Source organism: Acinetobacter sp. 826659 (genome assembly GCF_000588515.1).
Taxonomy (GTDB): Bacteria; Pseudomonadota; Gammaproteobacteria; order Pseudomonadales; family Moraxellaceae; genus Acinetobacter; species Acinetobacter pittii.
This window is the reverse complement of sequence record NZ_JFYD01000001.1, coordinates 153,155-179,539: the sequence shown is the minus strand read 5'-3', so window position 1 is coordinate 179,539 and position 26,385 is coordinate 153,155. Positions and strand designations below refer to the sequence as shown.

Sequence of the window (26,385 nt, the reverse complement as noted above, 5' to 3'; positions counted from 1 at the left end):
AATCAAATTTTATTCATAATATAAACAAAGAAGCTTTCAAAAGAGGTTAATTAAATACAATAATCGCTATTAAGTTTACAAAAGTAATATAAAATAATGGCTTGTATTATCGTAAAATTCTTTTTGTCAAAAAGGATATATATTTCCTTTTTGTGCATTTTATAGCCTACATTTTCCCCAAGATGTAGGTTTTTTTTATGCATAATTTTTATAGATTTTAATTATAAAAATAAAAAAAGCCAAAATGGCTTTTTATACAGTTTCTGGCTTGTTCAACTGTTGTTGTATGTACAGATTCATATAGTACTGTTCGATATAATCATCAGCATAGTTGTTTGCTAAGGTTTTTGTTGCCACTTGCTCATGTTTTAAATAGCAGTTTGATTCAAGGTCTTTTTCAAGTACCCACCAGCTACGGTTAATACGACGTACCTGAAATTTGTCACTTTTGTATTTTCTTTTAGCCATTTTCCGAAATTTGCTATTCAGTTATTGAAAGAGAATTTCTACTGGAGTTAAGAGCTCAAGTCAACAGATAGAAGGTTAATTGATTATTTTATGTGGGATGCTATTTCTCTCAATATTAAAGTAGAGACATTAAAATAGTTAAGCTCTCATTATGAGAGCTTAACTATTGGGTATAAATAGATTCTTATTTCATCTTAGCGAGAAAGGTTCTTTAAAAGTAATTTTAAACTTTCCATCATTTTTTCTAACTGTAAGGGAGTAATACCTTCAAAAGACTGCTCAAGTACTACACTTGTAAGATCATTGATCTTGTTGATCATTTCAGTCCCTTTTTCTGTAAGTACTACACGAGTGATACGACCATCAGTTTGGCAAGAGTAAGTTTCAACCAAACCTTCATCTTTCAAACGATAAACAATTTTTGTGGTAGTCGACATTTTTGAAATAATCATATCTGAAAGTTCAGAAACACTCGCATGGGGCTTGCTGCTTAAAGCCAACATGATGCGTCGACGTGAATTATCTAAACCATATTTTTTTAAAGCATTATCAATGTTTTGTACATATTGAGCATGTACCTGAGTAATCCAATAATATGGAAAATCTTCAAGAGTAAAAGATTCTGTTGTAGGTAAAAAACGCGCATACTTCTTTGTCATTGACTTTTCCCCATACCTTGGTGGATCGCATTCCTGGTGAACTATCTTTAATAGTTGAAAAATATAGTTTCATCAAGCAAGTTATAGCAGGACTTTACTTGATGAGCAAAAGTTATATAGCTTCATTTAACAATGACATGGTTTAATTGTCCTTATCTTTATAAAGCGTTCCTATAACTTTGCGAACTTTAAATACTCTTCAGCTATAATCAAAGATTATTAAAGGTAAAAACTGTTTAACAAAGCCGTACCTGAAACTCTTTGAGTGGATATGTAAGATTGCATCTAAGCTTGCTTGATCGTTAATTGAACGATATTGCTTGCAAGGGCATCGTAGAAAAAAAATTATGATTTGAACGTGGCATTGAACGAGAAAGTTTTTGTCTCTAAAGTCATAACTATGAAAAATTAAGATATTTAAATAAAAAATATTTATTTGTATCAATCACTTGTATTGTTTTGATGTTGCCGAAATTTACCATACATTTAACATGAAACATCTATTATTTAGTAAAATAAAATTAGCTTTCTATATTAAATAACTGATTTTTATTAATAAATTTCGAACATTATTTTAAATAATAAGCTTTTGAAATAGAGGTATTTTTGTCTATAAATTATAATTTTAAGAAAATATATTTTAGTAAATGTTTAATTCTTAAACTAAAAAAATGTATTTTAATTGTTATTTTTTGTTTCATTTATTATAGTGCGCATTCCAATAAATATTGATAACTCTTTTGGTTTAATGATGAAAAAATTACTACTTACTTCGTTTATTGCTTTAACTTTGGGAATAAATGGTTGCGCAACTATAGTTTCTGGTTCTTCACAAACACTTACTTTTACTAGTGTTCCCGAATCTGCAACAATTGAGATTAAAAATCGTAAAGGAATAAAAATCCATACGGGGCAAACTCCAGCAACTGTAAGTTTGAAAAAAGGAGCAGGTTATTTCAAACCAGAAAGTTATCAGATTACTTTTAGCAAAGCAGGGTATCAAAGCAAGACTATAGAAGTTACTGGGACATTGAGCGGTTGGTATTTTGGTAATATTCTTTTTGGTGGGTTAATTGGTATTTTAATTGTAGACCCTGCAACAGGTGCAATGTTTAAATTAGCTCCTAAAGATGTGAATGCTGTTTTAGAATCTCAGAATTTATCAACTAAATCGCAAAAAGAGCCAACTCTAACCGTAATGCTCGCAGAAGAAGTGCCAACACAGATTATGGCAAGAGCTATTCAGATTAAATGATTTAAGTCTCAAAGAAAGTGAATTAAATAGTTTTCAGTTTAAATTTTTATGAGATCAGGCACATATAATTTATAAAAAAGGGAGAATATAAATTCTCCCTTTTTTAATTATGCAGTGGTCACAGCTTTTTCTTCTATTTTTTTCTTAACAATGGCATAGCTTATCCCTGTAACAATACTACCAGCAGCAATTGCAGCAAGATATAACCAAGCATGATTAATCGCATTGGGAATTAAAAGTACAAATACACCGCCGTGAGGAGTAACCAACTCACAATGGAATAAGGCAACGAGTGCTCCAGTCACAGCTCCACCTAAAATACAAGTTGGAATAACACGCATTGGGTCTTTAGCTGCAAAGGGAATAGCACCTTCAGAAATAAAACATAAACCTAATACGAAAGCTGCTTTTCCGGCATCTTTCTCTCCAGTACTAAATTTATTCCTAGCAATGAAAGTCGCAATAGCCATACCAATAGCAGGGACCATGCCGCCTGCCATCGTTGCTGCCATAGGCATATAAGTATTTGTTGTCAGCAACCCAACAGTAAAAGCATAGGCCGCTTTATTGATTGGTCCACCTAAATCAATACACATCATGCTTGCTAATATAATTCCCATTAACACAGCATTTGTTGTACCCATGTTATTTAAGAAATCTTTCATTAGCTCAAAAATATGTGCTACTGGCTGTCCAACCACATAAAACATAATTAGACCAACAAATAATGTGCCTAATAACGGAATAATTAGAATAGGTTTAAGTGCTTCTAAACTTGTAGGAAGTTTGAGTTTTTTTGCAATGAAAAGTGCGATATAGCCTGCAAGAAAACCTGAGACAATACCTCCTAAAAAACCTGCTTGTAACTGAGAAGCAAGTAAGCCGCCAATTAAACCAGGTGCGAGGCCAGGACGATCAGCAATCGAGTAGGCGATATAACCAGATAACATTGGAACCATAAGCATAAATGCAGCGGCACCAATTTGTTTTAATATAGCTGGTAAGCTGCCTGCTTGCTCAGCTGCATTAAGGCCAAAGCATAAAGAGAGGGCAATTAAAAGGCCTCCTGCCACCACCATAGGTAACATATAAGAGACACCTGTTAAGAGGTGTTTGTATACGCCAACTTTTTCGGTTTTATCTTTGTTTTCTGCAGAAGTTTGTTGCTTACCTTGTTCTAAAACTTGCGCATTACTGATTGCCTCAGCAAAAGCTTTATCTGTTTGCTTTAGAGCAAAACCTGTACTACATCTATAAACACATTTACCTACAAAACGGTCTGTATTAACTTCAATGTCAGTCGCAAGAATGACGATGTCCGCATCAGCAATAGCTTGAGGTGATAAGATATTTTTTGCGCCAACGGAACCTTGAGTTTCTACTTCAATCTCATAACCGAGCTTTTCTGCGCCTTGCTGTAAAGCTTCGGCTGCCATAAAAGTATGCGCGACACCCGTAGGACACGCAGTGATCGCAACAAATTTTTTAGCTGTAGTTGCTGATAAGCTATTATCATTTTGCCAGTCTTGAGCAGATTTAAAATGATCTAAAGCAGTTTGAAGAGCTGAATCAGTATCACTTTTGATCTCTTCAATGTTAATGAAAGATAAAGGGTGTGTACCAAAAATATTAAGATTTTTCGGGCGTTGTCCAACAACGATAACTTGGTCAAAGCTTTCATTCACCTCGAATTCATCAAGCGAAATAATGCTGTTTTGATAACCCTGTTGAGACGCGACTTGTGCAAGCTTACGAGCTAAAATCAAAGCATTGACTTGCTGTTGCGGACTATTAATAACAAATAATAAACGTTTAGCAGTTGGCATCAGATTCACTCAATGAATTGATTGTTGTTTGGGCTTTTAATTGGTTTAGCTTTTCAGCATTAGGAATACGAAAGCCTATTTGTGTTACAGCGTGGCTTGCAATTGCGGTAGCAGTTTTTAATGTTTCTTCGGCAGAGAAGCCACCCAATAAGCCATGAATCATCCCTGCTAAAAGAGAGTCACCCGCACCAACTGTACTTTTAACTATCACTTTAGGTGCTGTGGCATGAAGTGGGTGAGTGTCATGTAACCAGTTTACACCGTCTTCACCCATCGAAATAACGACATGTTCAATTTTAGCTAAGTTTGCAAAAAGTTTTTTTTGTTCAGCATAGGTTGTAGCAGGAAGCTGATAACTTTCTACTAACTCATCTGTATTTGGTTTAATCATCCAAGGTTGACATTCAATTGCAGCAACCAACGCTTTACCACTTGTATCAAGTGCAACATTTTTACTTTGCTCTTGAATAAGTTTAATAAGTTGTTGTAACTCATCAGCACTAAAACCTTGTGGTAGGCTTCCAGCAATAGCAACCACATCTACCTGAGGCAAAATCATCTCGATTTTTTGAAAGAGGTTTTTCTTATCTAGTTCAGATATGAAAAAACCTTTTCCATTCAAATCAGTCATACGTCCCGAATGTTCAGCAATTTTTATATTTTGGCGAGTTTCACCTTCAATATAAATAAATTCAGGTTGAAATTTAGCTTCTTTAAAATGGTCATCGAAAATCTGTCTGTTTGTTGCTCCTAGAAAACCAGAAACAACAACCTCATGCCCCAAATCTTTTAAAACTTGTGCAATATTTAAACCTTTGCCTGCCGCATGTATTTCTACAGATTCTTGGCGGTTTACTTGACCTATCTGTAACTCTTTGAGTTGTATAGTCACATCAATTGCAGGATTTAAAGTAATTGTTAAAACTTTAGCCATTACCATTCCTAATCTTTACATTTCTTGTTCGGATAACTGACGTACAGCAGTAGCGCTATCACATTCAAGTGCACGCTTTGCAAGCACTTGAGCTTGACTGTAGTTAAGTGTACGAATTTGGGCTTTAACCAAAGGAATACTATTCGGTGACATACTAAGCTCATCCACTCCTAAGCCCATCAGAATAGGTACAGCTTTTGGATCGGCTGCGAGTTCACCACATATACCAACCCATTTGCCATACTTATGTGCAGCTTTTACAGTTTGATCAATCAATTGCAAAATACTTGGGTGGAGGCCATCTGCTTCAGCCGAGAGGATAGGGTGACCACGGTCAATAGCTAAAGTATATTGAGTTAAGTCATTTGTTCCGATACTGAAAAAGTCCACTTCTTGCGCGAGGATAGGTGCAAGTAAAGCAGCAGAAGGAACTTCAACCATAATACCAACTTGTAAGTTGGCGCATGGATATATCGCTCTAACTTCGTCAAGAATAGTTTTTGCAGCACGCCATTCTTCCACACGGCCAATCATTGGAAACATGATTCTTAGAGGGCGGTCATCTGCAGCTTTAAGCAAAGCAATAAGTTGTTGACGCAACAATTCAGGCTGTCTTAGCGTTAAACGGATACCTCTTAGACCTAAAAATGGATTTTCTTCTTCAGCAATTGGAAGGTAAGGAAGCGGTTTGTCACCACCTACATCTAGCGTACGTACTACGAGATGGCGGCCCGCTAGAGCATCTAAAACAATACGATAATCTGCTTCTTGGGTAGCTTCACTCGGAGCGCTACTATGCGCCATAAAAACAAGCTCAGTCCTGAGTAGGCCAATTGCTTCAGCGCCACATTCTACCGCATGGGCTGTTGCTTGAACTTTTCCTAAATTGGCAGCAATTTCGATTTGATGTTGATCTAAAGTAATTGCAGGTTCTTGGCTATGACGTTCAGCTTCTTCACGAATTTTTTTCTGAAGCTCTCGTTCTTGTTTTGCTTGTTCGATTTGTTGAGCATTGGGATTTAAGATAAAAGCTCCAGTATCTCCATTAATTAAAAGAGAATTTTTTTGCTCAATATCTAGTACTTGATCACCAGCCCCAACAATTGCAGGGATACCTAAAGCACGAGCAACAATAGCACTATGAGCGCTTGCACCACCTACAGCTGTCAAAATACCTGCTACACGATCTTTATTAAGTCGGGCTACATCACTTGGTCCTACGTCATACATGATCAGTATATAAGGTTCTTTAGGTTCTTCGATGATGACCTCACCGCAAAGTTGAGCCAAAACGCGATCACCAATATCACGTAAATCTGTAGCACGCTCAGCCAGTAATCGATCTGGTAAAGCTGCTTGCTCTTTGGCTGCTGTCTCAATATGTTCATGCCATGCAGCAGGGGCAGAAAGATTTAAGTTAATTTTTTGATAAACACCATTAATCAGATCTGGGTCGTCAAGCATTTCCAAATGTGCTTGGAAGATTTGCTTAATCTCAGCCACTTCAGATTTTGCAATAACTTGGTGAATATTGTTTTTAACAGCATGAAGCGCAATATCAAGTTTTTCTTTTTCTATTTTGACACTTAAGCCCATACGTTCATATTGGTAAACCTTTGGCTTAATTACATGTACAGGTCCGAAAGCTAAACCGCTTGAGGCAGCAATTCCTGTATTTGAGCTAAGTGGTTTTGAATGGCTTGGGATTTCACTAGATTGCTCAATTTTAATGTCTGAAGATTGTATAGGTTCAACTTCTTCACCTAAGCCTTGTTGCACTGCCAAAATAACTTTATCTAAAGCTTCAACTGCATCCGTTTCTGGTTCGGCAATGAAACGTAAAGTTTGGCCACGTTTACAACCTAAAGCTAAGAGGCGCGTCAAACTTTTAGCAGAAACAAAATTTCCGTCATCTACTGCGACCTGAATATCACCTTGAAAACTTTTAGTTAAGTTCACTAAATGAGTTGCTGGTCGAGCATGTAATCCATGGGCATTGGCTAATACAACCGAACGGTGAGGCCAATCTGGAATAACATCTGCACCAATGATTTTAGCAATTTCATTTGGTGCTTGTGTTTGGTCTAATTGCGCAACTTGTTCTGGATTAAATAGAATATCAATCAGTCGATTAAATCTCTGACTATCTAATTGCTCATTGGCAGCTATACACACTAGTGTGTTTAATTTTTTTCCGTTTAGCTCTAGAGCATGGCGAGGTTTTACAATGCTGATCGCTGGTTGTTGAACAAACTTACTACTTGAAATAGACCAGATCTGATCTTGTAGTTGAATAACTTGATCAGGGTCAAGTGAACTTAGAAAACCGCACTTTACGAAATTGTGTTTTTTTAAAATCTGAGATGCAGACCAAAACAAATCTTCAATATCTTGAGATTCAATTTCAGTTTGAATTAAATTCTCATGCAAAGTTAAAGATAATGGTTGAGCTTGTAAGATTTCAATAATTTGTTCAGGTTTTTTAGCATTTTTTACCTGTTCACTTACATCATGCATTAAAGCTCGAGTTAATATTTGTAGAACTTGTAAATGTTCATCAGATTTTGCTGCAATAACAACAGCTAAATAAATTCTGTTTTCACCATCCCATATAATTCCTTCTGGAAAGTGAGCTAAACGGATACCTGTTTCTAGAATAAATTCGCGAGATTGGGGTGTACCGTGGGGAATAGCAATGCCTTGACCTAAATAGGTGGCACTTTGTTGTTCCCGATTGATGAGTCCTGTAATGTAGTCAGGTGTAACTAACCCATCTTTTACCAATATATCTACTAGACACTGTAATGCATGCTTTTTATCAATAGCATGTTGATTCATATGAATATGTCGAGGCTCTAGTGCTAGCATACTTATCCTTGAACAATTTCTTTGGTTTAGCTAAACAGAAAAAAAGAAGCTGTTAGTATTAAAAATAGGTTATTTTAACCGTTTTTAAACAACAGCTTCGTATAAATAACGATAGCAGAACTTTAAAGCTATATCGACGTATTTACGTAAATAATGCTTGTTTTTAATACAAAGGAATAGGTGATTAATATATTTTGATTTCTTATGATAATTATTAGGTTAATAAACTAACTTTATAAAAGAAGTGGGTATTAATATTAAAAAAAACCTCTATACCGGATTACGGGTATAGAGGCAAAAGTAAAAGATCAATAGATTAGTGTTGGATTTCCTGTTCTAAAAGTGACCACAAGTTTTGATGTGATTTTTTAAACATTAGCATGTGCCCAATTGATTTATGCCCAAGTTTCATGGGATCTAGCTCTAGCATTTTTGTAGGTGCATTAGGATAAAGTTTTAATAAATCTTCAACGTTACGCTCGGTTGCAATTTCATCGTCACTTGCCCAAATTGAAGTAATAGGGCAGATAATTTCACTATGAAAATCATGATGGACTGTTTTACCTATAGCATTTTTCACATAGCCTGGATGACTGCAAAATTCTCGCCACTGTTGGGCGACTTTTTTAGGTAAGTTCTCTCCCATTCCAATAAATTGAGTAGCACCATAACCTTTAAAAGCACTAGAAATTGGAAAGATGACATTGAACATTACCGGTGCTAAAAACTTGGTTTTACCTTTAAGACCTTTTACATGGCCAGTGGAACCTGCGACCGCAATAACTTTTGCTACTTTATGAAAATTAGGAACAATTCCTAATAACTGACCACCAGCACTGTGGCCCAGAAGGGTAACTTGTTCTGCTTTAGTTTTTTCTAATAACGTATCAATTGCGCAAGGAATATCGAGAACTCCCCAATCATTAATACTTGCTGTACTTTGCTTCAAAGACCCGTGTAAGGAGCCTCCAATTCCACGGAAATCAAAGCTTAATACGTCATATCCTTGTTCGCTTAACCATGTAGCAAAAGAGTGATAGAAGTTTTTAGTAATACCTGTTGCAGGACAGATCAACACGGGATTTACTGATTTTGGGGATTGAGCTGGATAAAAATGTGCAGCAAGTTGATAACCATCTTTACAGGTCATCCAAAATGATTCAAAAGTGTTATCCATAATATTTCGTAGTGATTGGTTTATTGATATCTTTAATTTACACGAGTTCCGAAATGAAACTTGGTTAAAATGTGACTATAAAGTCAATAATTATGTTATATAGCTCATTAAATTTGAATAAAACAAATAATTGGAAAAAATATGGATTTACCGAAAGCTGTACAGCTCTCAATTGTATTTAGTGGCATATTTTTATGGATAGGGATGTTAACTGGGGTATGGAAATATTGGCAAATACGCCGTTCAGAATTAAGTCGTGCTCATTATTATGTGGATATCGCTCATCGAAGTAGTTTGTTATATGCATCTGCTAGCTTAATTCTAGCTGTATTAAGTTATTTTACTGTTTTAAATGAAAATATTACTTTATGGTGTGTGTTCGCAAATATTCTATTTTTTAGTTTTTCAATTCTGGTTTATATCATACATGGCTATTTACAGGACACAACAAATCAATTCAAACGTCCTCACAAGCTAGGTCGTTTTAGCTTACCTTCATGGATGATGACTTTAATGATGGTGGGATTAATTTTGACTGAATTATTAGCTACAGCTATTTTAGTTATCGGAACAATTTTTTTATTTTTGGATGTATAAAAATGGATGATTGCTCATCCATTTTTTAAGTATTCAAGTTTTGTTGACTAAGACTTCTTTTAGCTAGTTTTCGCATCTTATGGTCGACAAAGGCCCACACACAAAATATGAAAGAAACAACCATCGCATACATAAAGTATTCGGGTTTCAGATTTCCTTTAATCATACCTTGAAACAGTAAAGTCAGCATAAGAGCAAGCGGTGTTACTCCATAAACAACTGAATCTTTGCTGTTCAGAGTGTTAATGAAGACTTGTTTGTTGAAATGTAATGATAACATCTCCATCCCTCCTTGTGGTTGCGCTAAAACCGAATGTTTTAGTCAAGAATAAGTTTAATGTTGTACTTCTATTTTTAATTCAATTCAATAGTGAATAGAAAATTTTTTGAACAGTTTTATAAAAAACTCTATGTTTATAAATGGTTGAGGTATTAAAAAAGTAAATATTAAATATTTTTGTATAAAATACTTGATATTTTAGAAAAGAGAAAATATTTTAATGAAAAGTGTAATAATTTCTCTTTTCTATCATTTCAGTTTAGCTGTTTTGTTTTTTTAAAAATGTATCAATCACATGTTGAGCAATTTCTGCATCTTCAAAAGATTGGACACCAGAAACGCCAATGGCCCCTAAAATTTGTCCATCATAAATAATTGGTTTTCCACCTTCTAACATTCCTTGAGCACTAGGCATACTTAAAAAACCTAAGCGTCCACTTTGCAGAAGTTCTTCATAAAATTTTGAAGGTCTACCTGATATTGAAGAGCATTTTGCTTTTTCTAAACATAAATGTGAGGATAAAGGTGAAGCACCATCTAAACGCTTCATCAACAGTAGAGAACTTGTTTCATCAACAATAGCGATACTGACTTTAAAGTTGTGTTCAATTGCATATTTTTGAGCTTCTTCCATTAAAAACTCTGCATCTGCTTGTGTTAGGTAATATTTACTTTTCATTGTTGCTCTTCTTTCCTAGTAAGCTAAAAATTATTTTAGTGTAATTTTACAGTAAAAAATGATTATATCTATAGTTGATTTGTCATTGAAAGTAGTGTGGAAATAAAATGCCGGTTGGGTAAACTCAGCATTTTATTCAATATATAAAATCATGTTTGGGTAAAACTCGATTTCAAAAAAGACACTAGATTAAATGTTTTTAAATTTAACTTTGTCGATAATTACGGTAATTGCTAGAACAACTAAAGATGGGATCAACCAAGCTAAATTTTGTTCATTTAAAGGTAAATGTTGAAGAAATGCAGGTAAATAATCACCAAAACCAGCAACTTTAATACCGTCAATAATACCGAAAATTAAAGCAATACTTGTTACTGAACCGACAATAAAAGAAGGTTTGTGCCAAAATTTCCAAAAGAAGCTCAGCATAATCACAACAATTGCTGGTGGATAAATTGCACTTAAAACAGGTACTGATACGGCAATAAGTTTGGTTAATCCAAGATTAGAAATAATGAAAGAGAAACCAACTAAAATGAATACTAAAAGTTTGTAAGGTAATTTAGTTAACTGAGCAAAATACTCACCGCAAGCACAAGTTAAGCCAATCGCTGTCACCATACATGCTAGAAAAATTAGTCCAGTTAAGAATAATGAACCCATATTGCCAAAAGCATGTTGAACATATGCATGTAAAATTACTGCACCATTTGCTGCATTTGGTGCTACTTCATGACTACCTACACCTAATTTGAATAAGCTTAAATAGACTAAAGTAAGACCTGCACCAGAAATAAGACTGGCAATAATCGCATACTTAGTGACTAATTTTTTATCGGTAACACCACGCGAATAAATCGCTTGAATAATTACGATACCGAATACTAATGCGCCTAAAGTATCCATAGTGAGATAACCGTTTACGAAACCTTCCGAAACTGGAGATTCAACGTAATGGTTGATTGGAGCAGGGACGTAACCCGCTGGGATCATAACTGCTGCAATACCTAAAATTGCTAAAGCAATAATTTTTAGGGGAGCAAGCACATGACCAACAGTATCTAATAACTTGTTTGGATAAAGTGAAACTACAGTTACAAATGAAAAATAAATTGCGCTGTAAATTAAAAGGCTACTACTTGATGTTCCAAAATAAGATGAAAAACCAATTTCATAAGAAACAGTAGCTGTACGTGGAGTAGCAAATAAAGGGCCTACTGATAAATAACAAACAACGGTTAAAATCAGACTTGCTACTCGACCGAGAGGAGAGCTAATAATTTCAATGGAACCCTGCATACGAGAGAGTGCCATGATGGTAATTACGGGTAGACCAACTGCAGTAATCAAAAAGCCTAAAGCGGCTAGCCATACATGATCACCGGCTTGTTGAGCGACAATGGGAGGAAAGATAATATTGCCAGCCCCAATAAAAAGAGCAAAGGTCATAAAACCTAGGGCAATAATATCTCCAGTACGAAGATGTTGCATAAATTAAAATTAATAAAAAAGAAGGAATTTTAGAGCAAAAGAGATCATGATCAAGCGGTATTTTATGTGAAAAAGATTTTTTTCAGAGCATAAAAACCTTTAATAGATATTAAAAATATCAACTGGTTAAGGTATGTATTTGAAAAACCATTGAAAGAAATTAGGAAATCATTTTTTGTCTCTGACTTTTTAAAGAAATTATGCAAAAATAAAAGTAGGAATTTCTATTATGAATGTTGAATATTTGGGCATTTAATGCTTCCAGCCTATCCTATATCCGTTCTAGAATATTCTAAATTAACTTACATTTTTGTAGGCGTGGTAAAAGCAGTGCCTACGAGGATAAAACTGAATGAGAGCTTCTACTGTTACAATAAAAACTGAACAAGATCTGGAAAAGTTAAGAATTTCTGGACGCTTGGCTGCACAAGTTTTAGAAATGATAGGGGCATATATTAAACCGGGTGTATCTACTGAATATTTAGATAACCTGTGTAATGACTATATTGTAAATACTTTAAAAGTTATTCCTGCGAATGTGGGATATCATGGTTTTACTAAAACAATATGTACATCAGTAAATGAAGTAGTTTGCCATGGAATTCCGTCACCGAATAAGATTTTAAAAGATGGCGATATTATTAATATTGATGTCGCAATTATTAAAGATGGCTATTTTGGTGATACGAGCCGCATGTATTTTGTAGGTGATGTAAACCCGCAAGCAAAAAAACTTGTTGATACAACTTATGAAGCGATGGTTGCTGGGATTCATGCTGTTAAGCCAGGAGCTACACTAGGCGATATTGGTTATGCTATTCAGTCAGTTGCTCATCGAGAAGGGTATAGCATTGTTCGAGAATATTGTGGTCATGGGATTGGTAAGGTTTATCATGAACAACCTAATGTTTTACATTATGGGCAGCGCGGCCAAGGCTTAGTATTAAAAAAAGGTATGGTCTTTACGATTGAACCGATGATTAATGCGGGTAGACCACAGGTTAAAGAGTTAAATGACGGATGGACAGTTATTACTCAAGATCTTTCGTTATCTGCGCAATGGGAACACATGGTTGCTGTAACTGACACTGGCTTTGAACTCTTAACACCTTGGCCTGAAGGTGTAGGAAACTATCCTGCAATTTAAAAATAAAAAAGTTCGATAATTATCGAACTTTTTTATTTTAATTCATTTTAATGCTCAGAAAGATGTTCTACCAAATAATCAATAAATACTCGTACAGCAGGTAGTAACCCTCGGCGTGATGGATATACGGCATGTAATATACCGTGAGGAGCTTTCCATTCCGGTAAAATTTGTACAAGCTGTCCAGATTTTAGAAAATCTTCTGCTGCGCTCTCTGGTAGTAAAGCGATCCCACAGTTTTGACTCGCTAATTGCGCCAACATATGGATATTTGTACCCATTACGATAGGGCTGACTTTGATTTTCTTTTGCTGATTGTCTGGACCATGCAAAAGGAATTGTTGATCAAGATGCTCTTCAGACAAACTTAAAATGCGATGCTCACTAAGTTGTTCTGGATTTTTTATATCTCCAAATTCATTTAGATATGCTTGACTTGCAAATAGACTCTGTTCAATAAGTGCAAACTGTCTAAGAACTAAACTTGGATCATCATCTAGTTTTGAGCGAACACGTAAAGCAATATCAATTCCTTCATTAATGACATCTACTCGACGATTGCTGACCATAAGTTGCAAACGAATTTCTGGATATTTTTTTAAGAAAGCAGGCAAAATTTTAGGCAGTTGATTTTGAGCAATATCAACAGGAACACTAACCTTTACAACACCTCTAGGTTGAATGCTTAGATGATCAACCAAATCATGAGCAGCTTGTGCAGCATTCATCATGACTTGAGCATGTCTATAAATATCCATCCCAATATCTGTAACAGCAAAATGACGAGAGCTGCGTTGAATCAAGCGAACGCCTAAGTTTTCTTCTAGGCTATATACACGACGACTTAGTTTTGATTTTGGTATATCCGTTACACGCTCAGCGGCACTAAAACCACCATGCTCAACGACGAGAGCAAAACAATAAAAATCATCAAGATCAGTGAGCATTAAAATATCCTATTTCTGCAACAACCATGATTTTACATTATTATTTTTGCAACGATAATTCTTAAACTAAATTTTTTGTAATTAAAACATATACTAAGATATTTCCTTCAACTGGGAATTTGAAATTATATTGTAATTACAATGTGATTTTATTGTGTATTTTTTGATGAGTGGTTCTAGCCTTTTCTAGAACTTTCAATTAATTTCTTTTACACTACAATTTTCTATTCTTTTCAAATCTAATGCACTATCAATTAATTGAACTTAACGATGCTTCTGCGAATATTGAATGTCCATTTTGCAAACAAGCAATAATTGACTGGGCGCAAGAACAATATATTCAGCCATGTGAACATACTTTATTTATTGCTATGGATTTGGGGTTTGAATTTATTGCTGATCGATTTGAAGAGCGTATGGATCAAAATGTGGATGAGTTGCACGAAGATCCGAATATGAATATTTTTGAAGCTCTCACAACAACAACTTATGAAAATCTAATTATTTTAAAATCTGATTTAGGTGTGGAAAATTTATTTCGCTATGTCGGGGTAAGTGATCGTTAAAATTGAGAGTATAAAAAAGCCAATCTATTGATTGGCTTTTTTATTATTTACGCTTCTGGCGCTGCGCTGTATTGTTCAACTAATGGTTTTAATTCGCCATTTTGGAACATTTCGAGCATGATATCGCTACCGCCAATAAGTTCGCCATTTACCCAAAGTTGCGGGAATGTAGGCCAGTTCGCAATTTTTGGTAATGTTGCACGAATATCAGGGTTTTCCAAAATATTTACATATGCAAATGGACGACCAATTTGACTGAGCGCCTCTACAGCACGTGCAGAGAAACCACATTGTGGAAACTGTGGAGTGCCTTTCATGTAAAGTAAAACGGGATGCTTCGCAATTTGATCGCGGATTAACGCTTCAGTATCACGTGCTTGTTCAGTCATAAAGAGATCCTCAACTAATCTAGCAGCATTATAGGGTGTGTTTACATCGCTTTGCAAACCACCTGATTACTTAAAGTTGCATTGAATATTCAATATTTTATTGTATAAACCGAAGCGATAGCAAAAAGCGGACGAAATTTTAGATAAATGAGTGATGAGACTTTTCATCAGAGCCAGTTTTTGCTTATATAAACCCTTCTTAAAACCTCATACAGACAGAGTTCGTTATGAATGATATTACCCTAGCTCCAATACAACCTGATCAACCATCACATTTAATGGCTACTTATGGTCGCCAAGCGATCAGTTTTGTACGAGGCCGAGGGGCATATCTATATACCGAAGATGGCACAGAGTATTTAGATGCTTTAACCGGTATTGCTGTATGTGGTTTAGGTCATGCGCATCCAGTCATTGCAGAAGCAATTGCTGAACAGGCTGCAACACTTGTGCATACGAGTAACTTATTTGAGATTCCTTGGCAAACGGCAGCTGCTCAGAAGCTTGCTGAAGTTTCAGGGATGGAAGAGATCTTCTTTTCAAACAGTGGTGCAGAGTCAAATGAAGGCGCCATTAAAATTGCTCGTAAATTTGGTACTCAACAAGGTGTAAGCTCCCCAAAGATAATTGTGGCAGAGCAATCATTTCATGGTCGTACCTTAGCAACACTTTCAGCTACCGGTAATAAGAAAGTACAAGATGGTTTTGCTCCTTTAACCAATGATTTTATTCGTGTGCCATTTGGTGATGTAGAAGCAATTCAAGAAGCTGCTTTGCAGCACCCAGATATTGTTGCGATTTTGATTGAACCTATTCAAGGTGAGGGTGGTATTAATACAGCACCTCAAGGCTTTAGCTATCTTGAAGAAGTCCGCACCATATGTAATCAACATAACTGGCTAATGATGCTAGATGAAATTCAAACAGGTAACGGCCGTACCGGTAAGTATTTTGCTTATAAGCATACAAACATTGTGCCTGATGTTTTGACGACTGCGAAAGGACTTGGTAATGGCTTTCCAGTAGGCGCGGTAATGACCCAAGGTAAAGCTGTTGGCTTATTAGGGCCTGGTAGCCATGGGTCTACTTATGGTGGCACAGTGCTAGGTTCTCGTGTGGTTTATACAGTAATTGATACAATCCAAAAAGAGAATGCTGTAGAAAACGCGGCAGTTGTTGGTGGTTATATTGTTGATCAATTACGTGCGCAATTGGCACATAAAGATGTGCAAGTACGTGGCTTTGGTATGATGATTGGTATTCAATTGCCTAGAGACTGCGCTGAGCTCGTTGCAATAGCTCGAGATCAACATAAGCTTATTATTAATGTTACAGCTGGTTCAGTAGTACGTTTATTGCCACCAATTAACATGACTCAAGCACAGGCTGATGACTTGCTAGAGCGTTTAGTTGCTTTAATTAATAACTATCTTTAAGTTTTTACATCAATAAAAAATGGGCATATAAATGCCCATTTTTTATATGAAATAATTAACCAGAGATATACTGCTTTAATTGTTCAATTAAATTTTTCTGGTCTTCCATTGCTGCTTTTACCAAGTCACCAATAGAGATAAATCCAACTAGTTTTTCATTGTCTAATACAGGTAGGTGACGTAAGTGACGATCTGTCATAAGCTGTAAGCACTCTTCAACTGTATTGTTTAGGCTTACTGTAAGCACTTTAGATGTCATAATTTCAGCAACTGTAGTGCTATATGATGAACGTTCCATAAGCGTTACTTTTCGTGTGTAGTCACGTTCAGACAAAATTCCGACAACTTTTTCCCCCTCAGCTACGACGAGAGCACCAATTCCTTTATCCGCCATAATCTTAATTGCTTCAAGGACAGTGGCTTCTGGAGAAATTGTAAAAATATCTTGCTCTGCTTTGTTCTTGATTACTTGTGCAACGATTGTCATTTCTTCTGTCCTGTGTTTTATCATTTTGTTTTAAATTAGCTTGATTTTATAAAAATGCAAAGACTGGATAGTCATTCAAATACAAGTTTTACATTCAAGCGTTCAAAAAGCATTCTAATAGAGATTAAGAAACTAAAGAAAATTTTACGCTCCTTGCCAATTCGGATGTTTGAAAAAGAAATGTTGCATTTGCTGAGTAGATAACTTTAATTTTCTATGAGATGAATTAAACAAAGCAGGAGTAACGTTGAGTCGTGTTAAAGTTGGTAGTAAGGACTCATGGAAATCTTTAGGTGTAATTCTTCTTGGTTTGTAATGTGGCCAATGCTCTTTTGCGTAGCGATGTGCCTGTAAGCCATTAAGCCAAAAAGGAAAAATAAAGTCTTCCTGATCTGATTTAATTGCCCATCCTTGATGAAATAATCCCCAAAGAACCCCGCAATACATCATGGTTCTTAAAATATAAATCTTAATCATCAAGTCTCTTGAAACCGGTTGTAGATTACTTAAACTTTTCATTGTGAATTTAAAGGTTCTAACTTGTCTTGCTTATTATAAAAAAATCAGATGACATTTCAGTTTAAACAGGTATCAAATCGTAAACAAATATTCCAGCTGTGAAATTCATATCCTTTACTTAAAGTGGCTAAAGTTTTAGATAAATTGCTAGTTTTACTTATTTACAGACGTAAAAAAACGCCACCTAGGTGACGTTTCTTTATGCTTGCATTGTGGCTAACTTTTGCCAATATTGTGCTTTAAGTGAGTCACGTTCAACACGGAAACCTTGATAATACAATTCTGCTAAAAACAGAGCAGCTTTACCGTGCCCAGCGCGAGCAACTTCTTCTAACTGTGCAACTGCATCCTGAAAATTCATTTGAGAGTGAATTGTGTTTACTGCAGTTGCGTACACATGTTCTAAATCATGATGAGAGATACGTTGAATCATAGAAAACTCCTTATTGTAATTATGATTACTTTTTCTAAAGGCCACTGCCTTTAAATTAATTTAACTTAGAATTATTAAACTAATATTACAAATTAATGGATTTGTCAACTATTGGTGCATACCAGTTAATTCACTATTAGGATACATGATTAAACATTATTCACAAATAATTTTGAGTAAAATCAATATGAGAATAAAAGACAAGGAGAATAAAATATGACAAATACTATCGATGGCTTTGTTTTTGATACTCCACCTAGAGAGGAACAAATCATAGAACTAGCCCATTATCATCGTAAACTATTAGATGAAGCGATCTTTCATCAAGAGATCCATTTAGGGGATTATTGTCTTGCTCAGCGCAAAAGGGTATTTGACTTTGCACGGCATTTGGAACCTGCACAAAAAAACTGGTTTTATCAAGTTTATGATGGTGAACTGAGAAAAATTGCTGACGAAGACGAACTGCATCCAGCCGATGCTGAAGAAGGTTTAAGTATTTTTGCGATGTTTTTAGTCTTGGTAATTATTGCAGCAATTTTATACTTTTCCGTCATTCGTTCACTAATAAGCTAAGTATTATGATCCAGTAAGGTACGATTCTTGGCCTTACTGGATGTTTGATCTTGTGCTTATGAGTATTGAACCCTACACTACACTAATTCGAGGTAGGTCATGCTCATATTCAAACAAAATTTTCTTAAATTAAAATCTGAGTTAAAAGTTGATCAATGTTTTAACCTATTTGTGGTTATTGTCATTGGTTGTATTTTTATGCTGTCATATTTAGCATTACTTCGGCCTATTAGTCCGGAACAATATCAACGAATTATACAACTCTCTCATCAGGCCACTTATCCTAAAACTCAGGATATGGCTGAGCTGTTAATAGCTCAATCAGAAATTCATAGAGCAGAGTATTTAAAGTTAATGCATGCATATCAATTTGAAGGTGCTCATATTAGACAATATCCAGCACTTGCTCAGGAAGATACTCAGTAAATAGGGTAATCAGGCTAAATCTTGGTTTCCAAAGCTTTTTGAGCACTATTGTGGCAGGCAAAATTTTGAATTTATGCTAAACTTTATCTTTTTAAACGCGCTGCTTTTCAAGGAATCCGCATGGAGCAACAATCGAATATGCAAAATAAATTCTTGATAGATGCTGAGATCGGTGATGACGATGTCACATTACCTAATTTACCTGCTATCGATGTTCCCATCGTTGAATCTCCTGCTAAATCACAAGAAAATATTGAAGTAGCCAAAGACGAAGTGGCTTCTACAGAAACACCGGTTGAACAACCAAAAACTGGTTTTTTTGGCCGGATGAAAGAAGGCTTAACCAAAACTCGTCGTAATTTCGCTGATGGTATGGTCAATATCTTGATTGGTGGAAAGGAAATTGACGATGAGTTACTTGAAGAAGTCGAAGAGCAATTATTGGTTGCAGACATTGGTGTTGAAGCAACTAAAACCATCATTACCAATTTAACAGAGCGTACAGCTCGTGGTGATTTGATCTATTCCCACTCTTTATATAAAGCGTTACAAGAAGAGTTAGTTGCTTTGTTGGCTCCACGTGTTAAGCCATTGCATATTGACCCTAATAAATCACCTTATGTGATTTTGATGGTTGGGGTAAATGGAGTGGGTAAAACTACAACTATTGGTAAGTTGGCGAAACGTTTACAAGGTGAAGGTAAAAAAGTGATGTTGGCTGCTGGTGATACATTCCGCGCCGCAGCAACTGAGCAATTACAGATCTGGGGTGAACGTAATGATATCTCTGTAGTAGCGCAAGGTCATGGAGCTGATAGTGCTTCTGTTATTTTTGATGCCTTTGAAAGTGCTCGTGCTAAAGGAATTGACGTATTAATTGCGGATACGGCAGGGCGTTTTCATAATAAGAGTAACTTGATGGAAGAACTCAAAAAAGTTAAACGTGTTATGCAGAAAATTGATGCAACTGCACCTCATGAAATTATGTTGGTGGTAGATGCAGGAACAGGTCAAAACGCGATTAACCAAGTACAAGAGTTTGATCAAGCTGTAGGTTTAACGGGTATTACCATTACCAAGTTGGATGGAACAGCTAAAGGTGGTGTACTCTTTAATATTGCAAGCCGCACCCATGTGCCAATTCGTTTTATTGGTGTAGGTGAAAAAATTGATGATTTAAGACCATTCTCGGCTAAATCTTTTGTTGCTGCGCTGTTTGAAACTGATAAGTAAATTGATTGGTAACCCTAAAAAGCTTCACTAAATCGTGAAGCTTTTTTATATGTATATCTTTTATTATTGTTGCGAAAATAAAACGAACTGTCATATTTTTAATGCTGATTATGAAAAATGACTTTAATACACTGTACTCATTCCCAAACAACGACCCTTGGTCAAATCAATAGGTAGGAAATAACAAAATGTCTACTTTCTTAGATAAAATTAAAAACCGTCGTACAATTTATGCAATTGGTAAAAACGTTGCATTAGATCGCACTAAAATTGAAGAAACTATCCGTGAAGCAGTTAAACATAGTCCTTCAGCTTTTAACTCACAATCTTCACGTGTAGTGACACTATACGGTGAATCTCATGCTAAATTCTGGAATTTAGTTCGTGAAGCTTTGCGTAAAATTGTTCCTGCAGAAGCTTTTGCTGGTACAAATGCAAAAATTGATAGCTTTGTAGCTGGTGTTGGTACGGTTTTATTTTATGAAGACCAAGCTGTTGTTAAAAGCTTACAAGAGCAATTCGAACTATATGCAGACAATTTCCCTGTATGGTCTGAACACTCAAGTGCAATTGCTCAATTTGCAACTTGGACTGCGCTTTCAGAGCTTGGTTTAGGTGCTTCTTTACAGCACTATAACCCAATTGTCGATGCAGACGCAGCTGAAGCATTTGATGTTCCTGCAACTTGGAAATTACGTGCTCAATTAGTATTTGGTTCGGTTGAAGCACCAGCAGGTGAAAAAGCATTTATTAATGATGCTGATCGTTTCAAAACTTTCAATTAATTTAATTGAAATTAAAAAAAGCACCTATTTTAGGTGCTTTTTTTATGTTTTTAGAATGAATAGGAGGAATATATAAAACGAAAATTTATGAAATTCAAATGCATATTTCAAAATAATAAATCAAGAAATTAGTCGATAAATGCTTTGTCATAAAATAGTCACAATCATATTGCATATTGCTCATGATTTAATAGCTTATCAAACACAGAGAAAGAGACAGATGACTTTAAGATTAGGTGTTGCTGCAATTGGTTTATTACTCAGCGGTTCGGTATTTTCAGCAGTTACAATTACAGCACCAGAGGAAATTGTAATCCTTGCGGTGAATGGTCAGGAAGTCAACTCTGGGTTATTTCGTTCATCTAAAAATAATTATAAAGTCGATGCTGGTGAAACAAGCTTAAGTGTGCGCTACCAAGAATACTTTGAACATTTAAGCGGGGAGCATGACATTGTTAAATCTGGAGTAGTCACAATTCAAACTCCAGTACTCAAAGATGGGCAAACTTATAAGCTCAGAATGGTAGATGCACCAAAGCAATTTGAACAAGCAAAGAAATATGCTGAGCAACCAACTGTGGCTTTGTACAGCGCAAATAATGAATTAATCGTACAACAAACTGGTGCAAACAATGAGGCAAAACCATGGTTTGCAACTGGCTTATTAGGTAAAGTCACTGATTTTACGACTAAATCATCTAAATCGCAGCCTGAGGCGGTTTATGCATCGGCTAAACCAACTCCTGCTCAGGTGGCTGTACCAGCTCCAACATCTATGGCAGTAACAGGTGTAGCTCAAACGAATGATCAACGTTTAGTTGAAACGTGGCAGAAAGCTTCTAAAGCTGAGCGTCAAAAATTTATGGCATGGTTAGCTGAACAATCAAATTAATTAATTGCTATTTAAAATAAAGCCGATTTAATATCGGCTTTATTTTTAGAATTTTTATAAATAGCCTAAGTATATTTTATGAATAATTTAAATTTCCGTTCAGCTCAATTTCCTGATATTCCACAACTTGTAGCTTTAATTAATAAGTCCTATCGAGAACAACAAGATAGAAGTTGGACAACAGAACTTGATTGGGTAGAAGGACAGCGTATTACAGAGTTTCAATTAGAAGAACAACTACAACTTAGGAATTCAACATTATTGATAGCGGAAACTTCTGCTTCTAAGCTTATTGCTTGTATTGGGCTTACATTTGAAAATAATCAGGTTGAGATTGGAACATTTTGTACTGATCCTCAAGTTCAAAATATGAGAGTGGGTCGATCTGTTTTAGAATATGCAGAGCAATATGCATTGAAAGAAGATCCCCATCTGACCAGCGCTTTAATGTATGTGCTAGATGTCCGTTCTGAATTGATCGCTTATTATGAAAGACGTGGATATATGAAAACGGGTAATAAGCAGCCATATCCGGTTGAAGCAAATGTAGGGGTGCCAAGGGTCCCTATTAAATTGGTTGAAATGAAAAAAGACCTCAGATGAGGTCTTTTTGATTTAGGTTAGGAACCAGATGTAATAGCCTAAAAGCATGAGAGGCCAAGCCACCCACGGGCTAAATAGCCATTTCCATAACCAGAAGTTGGGTACGAAACCTACTCCGTAAATAAATCCACCAGATATACCAATCATCACCAGCATAAGTTGGCTATGATTGTAGTGTCCGTTAGCATCAAGCATGAGTGAAGGGTAAACTAACAAAATTGCAGCAAGCGGCAATGCCAACAGAAAAGAAAGGGCCATTGCAAATGCTTGAGCTTTTCGATGATTTGATGCTGTCATTGCTTTTGCCATCATTTATTCCTCATCTAAATCTTGATGGTGTTCGATATAAAGCGCGCTGAGTACACCCGCAAAACATGCCATCAAAATGCCTAGGATCCATGCGAAATACCACATAGTTTTCTCCTTAATACAAGCTATGCGAGTTTGACTCGATATGTTTGTTAGTGATGACTCCCCACATTTTGTAATAAGACCAGCTGGTATAGATCAAAATAAGAGGAACAAAGATGCAGGCAGCAACCGTCATAACGCCTAAAGTAAGGTGACTTGATACAGCATCCCACATTGTCAAACTAGAATTAGGATTGATACTAGATGGAAGTAGAAATGGGAATAGGGCAAAACCGGCAGTTAAAATTGCTCCTACAATCATTAAACTTGTACCAGTAAAACTTAAGCCTGCTTTTACTTTTGAAGAAGCAAAAATTGCAATGATTGCGCCTAATATGGCAAGAACAGGGGCAACTTTAGTAATTGGATAGGTGCTGTAATTGTTCATCCAACCTGGATTGCTATTGGTAACCACTTCTTTAGCTAAAGGGTTAAGCGCAGCATTTGGATCTATAGCAACAGCATAGCTATAACCTGGCACTTGCCCAAAATACAGCCATGCTCCAATTACAAAGAAACAAATTAAAAAGATAATTGCCATAATTTGAGTGGCTTTGGCAGAGCGTTGTTTTAAAGCTTCATCAGTACGTAGCATGAGCCATGCACCGCCATGTGCACACAGCATAGACAGACTTACCACACCGCAAACTAGAGCAAAGGGGTTAAGAAGGGCAAAAAAGCTACCTGTATATTCAGAGCGTAATGTGCTATCTAAACTGAAAGGAATACCTAAAAACAAATTACCGAAAGCCACACCAAACACAAGCGCTGGAACAGCACCACCGATGCATAGACCCCAGTCCCAAGAGTTACGCCATTTGGTATTTTCAAGTTTAGAGCGATAATCGAAACCTACTGGTCTTAGGAAAAGTGCAAATAGAACTAACAAAAGTGCCCAGTACATGCCTGAGAAAGCGACTGAGTAAACCATTGGCCATGCAGCAAATAATGCCCCCCCTGCCGTAATAAACCAGACCTGATTACCATCCCAGTGTGGGGCAATGGTATTGATTGCAGCACGGCGTTCGCTATCGGTTTTTCCAACGAAAGGCATGAGAGCCATAGATCCCATATCAAAGCCATCGGTAAGAGCAAAGCCGATGAGTAGTACACCGACTAACACCCACCAAATGATTTTCAATAATTCATATTCAATCATGATAAGGCCTCCCCATTAACAGCTGCTTTCGGTTCTTGCTTTTCAAAATGATATTTGCCAGTGTGTAGAGAGCTTGGTCCTAAACGAGCAAATTTGATCATTAAATACATTTCAATAATCAAAAGAGCGGTGTAGAACGCTGCTAGTGCAATAATCGAACCCCATACGTCACCAGTACTTAAACTAGAAGTAGAGAGATGAGTTGGTAGAATTTCACCAATAGACCACGGTTGACGACCACCTTCAGCTACATACCAGCCAGTTTGTGCAGCAATCCAAGGAAGCGGTAGAGCCAACAATGCATATTTCAGTAGCCAAGGTTTATTTTCAGCATTTCTTTTTGCTACAGCCCAAGTCGCTAAAACGAAGAGTAATAGCATTAAGAAACCAGAGGCAACCATTGCGCGGAAAGAGAAAAATAGCGCTGTAACATTTGGAACAGTATCTTTTACAGCAGCTTTAATATTTTGCTCGCTTGCATCAACTACATTCGGTGCATATTTCTTAAGAAGTAGGCCATAACCTAAATCTTTTTGATTTTTTTCAAAAGAGGCTAATAACTCTGGTGAACGATCACCTGCACGTAATTTTTCAAGTTCGGCATAGGCAAGCATACCGTTGCGAATACGAACTTCATGCTGTTGCATGAGATCTTTAAGACCAGTAACTTCTTTGGTTGTTGAACGAGTTGCAATTAAACCTAATGCATATGGAATTTTAACTGCGTAATCTGTCCGCATCTCTTCATGGTTTGGTACACCAAACAAAGTAAACGGAGCAGGAGCAGGATGAGTATCCCATTCGGCTTCGATCGCAGCGAGTTTAGTTTTTTGAACATCACCGAGCTCATAGCCAGATTCATCACCTAACAAAATCACTGAAAGTGTAGATGCGAGACCGAAAATGGCAGCAATTGCAAATGAGCGACGTGCGAAAGGAAGATCACGTTTTTTAAGTAAGTAATAGCTTGAGATGGCGAGTACAAAAATTGCACCAGTTACATAGCCCGCAGAAACGGTATGCACGAATTTCACCTGAGCTACAGGGTTAAAGATCAGCGCGCCGAAATCAACTAACTCCATACGCATCGTTTCAAAGTTAAATGTAGCACCTACTGGGTTTTGCATCCAACCATTCGCCACTAAAATCCAGAGTGCTGACATGTTAGAACCTAGAGCGACTAACCACGTTACGCCTAGATGCTGAACCTTACTCAAACGGTCCCATCCGAAGAAGAATAAACCAATAAATGTAGACTCAAGAAAGAATGCCATAAGGCCTTCAATTGCTAATGGAGCACCAAAAATATCACCTACATAGTGTGAGTAATAAGCCCAGTTTGTTCCAAATTGGAACTCCATGGTTAAGCCAGTTGTTACCCCTAAAGCAAAGTTAATACCAAATAATTTTCCCCAAAATTTAGTCATATCCTTGTAAATTTCTTTACCGGAAATGACATAAGTGGTTTCCATGATGGCAAGGATAAATGCCAAACCTAGAGTTAAAGGGACGAAAAGAAAGTGATACATTGCGGTCATCGCAAATTGAAACCGCGAAAGATCAACCACGCTTTCAGAAATCATCAACGTGTCTCCTTAATGTGGGAAATGTTATCGCCAGCAATATGCTCGGCGACCTGATTGTCAAAATTTTTGGGGATGGTGGGAGCATCAAACCAAATATGTTTGATCGTTAAGAGAAGCACTATTTTTATTATTAGAATAATAGTGATTTCTTTAACTAAACGACCATTAAGATTTTTAAAATTAAGGCTCATAAATTAAACCTCATTTGATATTAATTTTATTATTAATCAAAATATAATAAAAATAAACATTAAATATATTTTAAATGAATATTTAAATAATTAATTTATATAAAACAATCACTTAATATTTTAAAATAAATACCATACTAAAATAGTTTGAATTGATTATTAAATCCTACTAAAACACTTGTAAATAAAAATATTAAGTTGATTAAAATAGTTTGTTTTAATTTAATACCAACTAAAATGGTTGTATATTATATTTATAAATACTATTTCAAACTAAAAAACTTGGAATAATAAATAATTAATTAAAAAGAAAATAATAAAATATAGACGTAATAAAGCCTGCTAAAAGCAGTAAGTAAATAGAA

Annotated in this window: 30 protein-coding genes; 11 read left to right on the top strand and 19 right to left on the bottom strand. The window is 36.0% G+C overall.

Going from position 1 to position 26,385, the window contains the following annotated elements:
- Positions 1-252: 252 nt before the first annotated feature.
- Together J663_RS00870 and J663_RS00865 are read right to left on the bottom strand one after the other, a co-directional pair.
- Positions 253-468 (bottom strand): hypothetical protein, encoded by a 216-nt coding sequence (locus J663_RS00870; protein ID WP_002120955.1) that lies wholly within the window; start codon positions 466-468, stop codon positions 253-255.
- Between the two features lie 194 nt (positions 469-662).
- Positions 663-1,127, bottom strand: a complete 465-nt coding sequence (locus J663_RS00865) for a MarR family winged helix-turn-helix transcriptional regulator (protein ID WP_002121027.1) — start codon at positions 1,125-1,127, stop codon at positions 663-665.
- Positions 1,128-1,878: 751 nt separating this feature from the next.
- On the opposite strand from J663_RS00865, the gene J663_RS00860 reads away from it, so the two are divergent.
- Positions 1,879-2,382: a hypothetical protein gene (locus J663_RS00860; protein WP_033847286.1), complete on the top strand. Its 504-nt coding sequence runs from the start codon at positions 1,879-1,881 to the stop codon at positions 2,380-2,382.
- 107 nt (positions 2,383-2,489) lie between these two features.
- On the opposite strand, the gene J663_RS00855 is transcribed toward J663_RS00860, so the two are convergent.
- The 4 genes from J663_RS00855 to J663_RS00840 all read right to left on the bottom strand — a co-directional run bounded on the left by J663_RS00855 (position 2,490) and on the right by J663_RS00840 (position 9,187).
- Positions 2,490-4,208 carry a fructose-specific PTS transporter subunit EIIC gene (locus J663_RS00855; RefSeq protein WP_033847283.1) on the bottom strand — a complete coding sequence of 573 codons (1,719 nt, stop codon included), beginning with the start codon at positions 4,206-4,208 and terminating at the stop codon, positions 2,490-2,492.
- On the bottom strand, positions 4,195-5,142 hold the full coding sequence (gene pfkB / locus J663_RS00850) for a 1-phosphofructokinase (RefSeq protein ID WP_033847282.1): 948 nt from the start codon (positions 5,140-5,142) through the stop codon (positions 4,195-4,197). Before pfkB ends, J663_RS00855 begins: the two co-directional genes overlap by 14 nt.
- A gap of 15 nt (positions 5,143-5,157) precedes the next feature.
- Positions 5,158-8,010, bottom strand: a complete 2,853-nt coding sequence (gene ptsP / locus J663_RS00845; protein WP_033847281.1) for a phosphoenolpyruvate--protein phosphotransferase — start codon at positions 8,008-8,010, stop codon at positions 5,158-5,160.
- Between the two features lie 316 nt (positions 8,011-8,326).
- Positions 8,327-9,187, bottom strand: a complete 861-nt coding sequence (locus J663_RS00840) for an alpha/beta fold hydrolase (protein ID WP_033847279.1) — start codon at positions 9,185-9,187, stop codon at positions 8,327-8,329.
- A gap of 141 nt (positions 9,188-9,328) precedes the next feature.
- On the opposite strand from J663_RS00840, the gene J663_RS00835 reads away from it, so the two are divergent.
- The gene (locus J663_RS00835; RefSeq protein ID WP_033847277.1) at positions 9,329-9,784 is read left to right on the top strand and encodes a hypothetical protein; all 456 of its coding nucleotides are present in this window, start codon (positions 9,329-9,331) and stop codon (positions 9,782-9,784) included.
- Positions 9,785-9,809: 25 nt separating this feature from the next.
- Here the strand turns inward: J663_RS00835 and J663_RS00830 are convergent, their stop codons facing one another.
- The 3 genes from J663_RS00830 to brnQ all read right to left on the bottom strand — a co-directional run bounded on the left by J663_RS00830 (position 9,810) and on the right by brnQ (position 12,234).
- Positions 9,810-10,064 (bottom strand): hypothetical protein, encoded by a 255-nt coding sequence (locus J663_RS00830; RefSeq protein WP_033847275.1) that lies wholly within the window; start codon positions 10,062-10,064, stop codon positions 9,810-9,812.
- A 259-nt stretch (positions 10,065-10,323) separates the two neighbouring features.
- Positions 10,324-10,743, bottom strand: coding sequence for a GlcG/HbpS family heme-binding protein (locus J663_RS00825; RefSeq protein WP_033847273.1), 420 nt, complete (start codon positions 10,741-10,743; stop codon positions 10,324-10,326).
- 189 nt (positions 10,744-10,932) lie between these two features.
- Positions 10,933-12,234, bottom strand: a complete 1,302-nt coding sequence (gene brnQ, locus J663_RS00820; protein WP_033847271.1) for a branched-chain amino acid transport system II carrier protein — start codon at positions 12,232-12,234, stop codon at positions 10,933-10,935.
- A gap of 352 nt (positions 12,235-12,586) precedes the next feature.
- Between brnQ and map the strand changes: the two genes are divergently transcribed.
- Positions 12,587-13,381 carry a type I methionyl aminopeptidase gene (map, locus tag J663_RS00815; RefSeq protein WP_017400356.1) on the top strand — a complete coding sequence of 265 codons (795 nt, stop codon included), beginning with the start codon at positions 12,587-12,589 and terminating at the stop codon, positions 13,379-13,381.
- A 47-nt stretch (positions 13,382-13,428) separates the two neighbouring features.
- Here map and J663_RS00810 read toward each other — a convergent pair whose 3' ends face one another.
- Positions 13,429-14,328, bottom strand: a complete 900-nt coding sequence (locus tag J663_RS00810) for a LysR family transcriptional regulator (RefSeq protein WP_002120927.1) — start codon at positions 14,326-14,328, stop codon at positions 13,429-13,431.
- Positions 14,329-14,570: 242 nt separating this feature from the next.
- Here J663_RS00810 and J663_RS00805 point away from each other — a divergent pair, with 242 nt between their 5' ends.
- Complete coding sequence (locus tag J663_RS00805) at positions 14,571-14,894, top strand: hypothetical protein (RefSeq protein WP_019767694.1); 324 nt, start codon at positions 14,571-14,573, stop codon at positions 14,892-14,894.
- Between the two features lie 47 nt (positions 14,895-14,941).
- Here J663_RS00805 and grxD read toward each other — a convergent pair whose 3' ends face one another.
- Positions 14,942-15,283, bottom strand: coding sequence for a Grx4 family monothiol glutaredoxin (gene grxD / locus J663_RS00800; RefSeq protein ID WP_002120913.1), 342 nt, complete (start codon positions 15,281-15,283; stop codon positions 14,942-14,944).
- A gap of 227 nt (positions 15,284-15,510) precedes the next feature.
- Between grxD and J663_RS00795 the strand changes: the two genes are divergently transcribed.
- The gene (locus J663_RS00795) at positions 15,511-16,719 is read left to right on the top strand and encodes an aspartate aminotransferase family protein (RefSeq protein ID WP_033847269.1); all 1,209 of its coding nucleotides are present in this window, start codon (positions 15,511-15,513) and stop codon (positions 16,717-16,719) included.
- 55 nt (positions 16,720-16,774) lie between these two features.
- Here the strand turns inward: J663_RS00795 and J663_RS00790 are convergent, their stop codons facing one another.
- The 3 genes from J663_RS00790 to J663_RS00780 all read right to left on the bottom strand — a co-directional run bounded on the left by J663_RS00790 (position 16,775) and on the right by J663_RS00780 (position 18,158).
- Positions 16,775-17,206, bottom strand: coding sequence for a CBS domain-containing protein (locus tag J663_RS00790; protein WP_002121094.1), 432 nt, complete (start codon positions 17,204-17,206; stop codon positions 16,775-16,777).
- A gap of 144 nt (positions 17,207-17,350) precedes the next feature.
- Positions 17,351-17,725, bottom strand: a complete 375-nt coding sequence (locus tag J663_RS00785) for a DUF2750 domain-containing protein (RefSeq protein ID WP_005802084.1) — start codon at positions 17,723-17,725, stop codon at positions 17,351-17,353.
- A 199-nt stretch (positions 17,726-17,924) separates the two neighbouring features.
- Positions 17,925-18,158: a hypothetical protein gene (locus J663_RS00780; protein WP_002121063.1), complete on the bottom strand. Its 234-nt coding sequence runs from the start codon at positions 18,156-18,158 to the stop codon at positions 17,925-17,927.
- A gap of 216 nt (positions 18,159-18,374) precedes the next feature.
- Between J663_RS00780 and J663_RS00775 the strand changes: the two genes are divergently transcribed.
- The 6 genes from J663_RS00775 to J663_RS00750 all read left to right on the top strand — a co-directional run bounded on the left by J663_RS00775 (position 18,375) and on the right by J663_RS00750 (position 22,673).
- Positions 18,375-18,734 carry a hypothetical protein gene (locus J663_RS00775; RefSeq protein WP_002120892.1) on the top strand — a complete coding sequence of 120 codons (360 nt, stop codon included), beginning with the start codon at positions 18,375-18,377 and terminating at the stop codon, positions 18,732-18,734.
- 99 nt (positions 18,735-18,833) lie between these two features.
- The gene (locus tag J663_RS00770) at positions 18,834-19,160 is read left to right on the top strand and encodes a hypothetical protein (RefSeq protein ID WP_033847267.1); all 327 of its coding nucleotides are present in this window, start codon (positions 18,834-18,836) and stop codon (positions 19,158-19,160) included.
- 120 nt (positions 19,161-19,280) lie between these two features.
- Positions 19,281-20,393: a signal recognition particle-docking protein FtsY gene (gene ftsY, locus J663_RS00765; RefSeq protein ID WP_033847265.1), complete on the top strand. Its 1,113-nt coding sequence runs from the start codon at positions 19,281-19,283 to the stop codon at positions 20,391-20,393.
- Positions 20,394-20,581: 188 nt separating this feature from the next.
- Complete coding sequence (locus tag J663_RS00760) at positions 20,582-21,178, top strand: nitroreductase family protein (RefSeq protein ID WP_002121011.1); 597 nt, start codon at positions 20,582-20,584, stop codon at positions 21,176-21,178.
- Between the two features lie 220 nt (positions 21,179-21,398).
- Positions 21,399-22,070 (top strand): DUF2057 domain-containing protein, encoded by a 672-nt coding sequence (locus J663_RS00755; RefSeq protein ID WP_033847263.1) that lies wholly within the window; start codon positions 21,399-21,401, stop codon positions 22,068-22,070.
- A 78-nt stretch (positions 22,071-22,148) separates the two neighbouring features.
- Entirely contained in the window at positions 22,149-22,673 is a 525-nt protein-coding gene (locus J663_RS00750; RefSeq protein ID WP_032036357.1) for a GNAT family N-acetyltransferase, read from the top strand.
- A 12-nt stretch (positions 22,674-22,685) separates the two neighbouring features.
- Here J663_RS00750 and J663_RS00745 read toward each other — a convergent pair whose 3' ends face one another.
- The 5 genes from J663_RS00745 to cydP are packed head-to-tail and all read right to left on the bottom strand — an operon-like array spanning position 22,686 to position 26,020.
- Complete coding sequence (locus J663_RS00745; protein ID WP_004791954.1) at positions 22,686-22,985, bottom strand: cyd operon YbgE family protein; 300 nt, start codon at positions 22,983-22,985, stop codon at positions 22,686-22,688.
- Positions 22,986-23,087, bottom strand: a complete 102-nt coding sequence (gene cydX, locus J663_RS00740; RefSeq protein WP_002120988.1) for a cytochrome bd-I oxidase subunit CydX — start codon at positions 23,085-23,087, stop codon at positions 22,986-22,988.
- Between the two features lie 10 nt (positions 23,088-23,097).
- Positions 23,098-24,243, bottom strand: a complete 1,146-nt coding sequence (gene cydB / locus J663_RS00735) for a cytochrome d ubiquinol oxidase subunit II (protein ID WP_033847260.1) — start codon at positions 24,241-24,243, stop codon at positions 23,098-23,100.
- Positions 24,240-25,826: a cytochrome ubiquinol oxidase subunit I gene (locus J663_RS00730; RefSeq protein WP_033847259.1), complete on the bottom strand. Its 1,587-nt coding sequence runs from the start codon at positions 25,824-25,826 to the stop codon at positions 24,240-24,242. The genes cydB and J663_RS00730 overlap by 4 nt, the downstream gene beginning before the upstream one ends.
- A complete protein-coding gene (cydP, locus tag J663_RS00725) occupies positions 25,826-26,020 on the bottom strand; it encodes a cytochrome oxidase putative small subunit CydP (protein ID WP_005073962.1) in 195 nt (64 codons plus the stop codon). The genes J663_RS00730 and cydP overlap by 1 nt, the downstream gene beginning before the upstream one ends.
- Between the last annotated feature and the right edge of the window lie 365 nt (positions 26,021-26,385).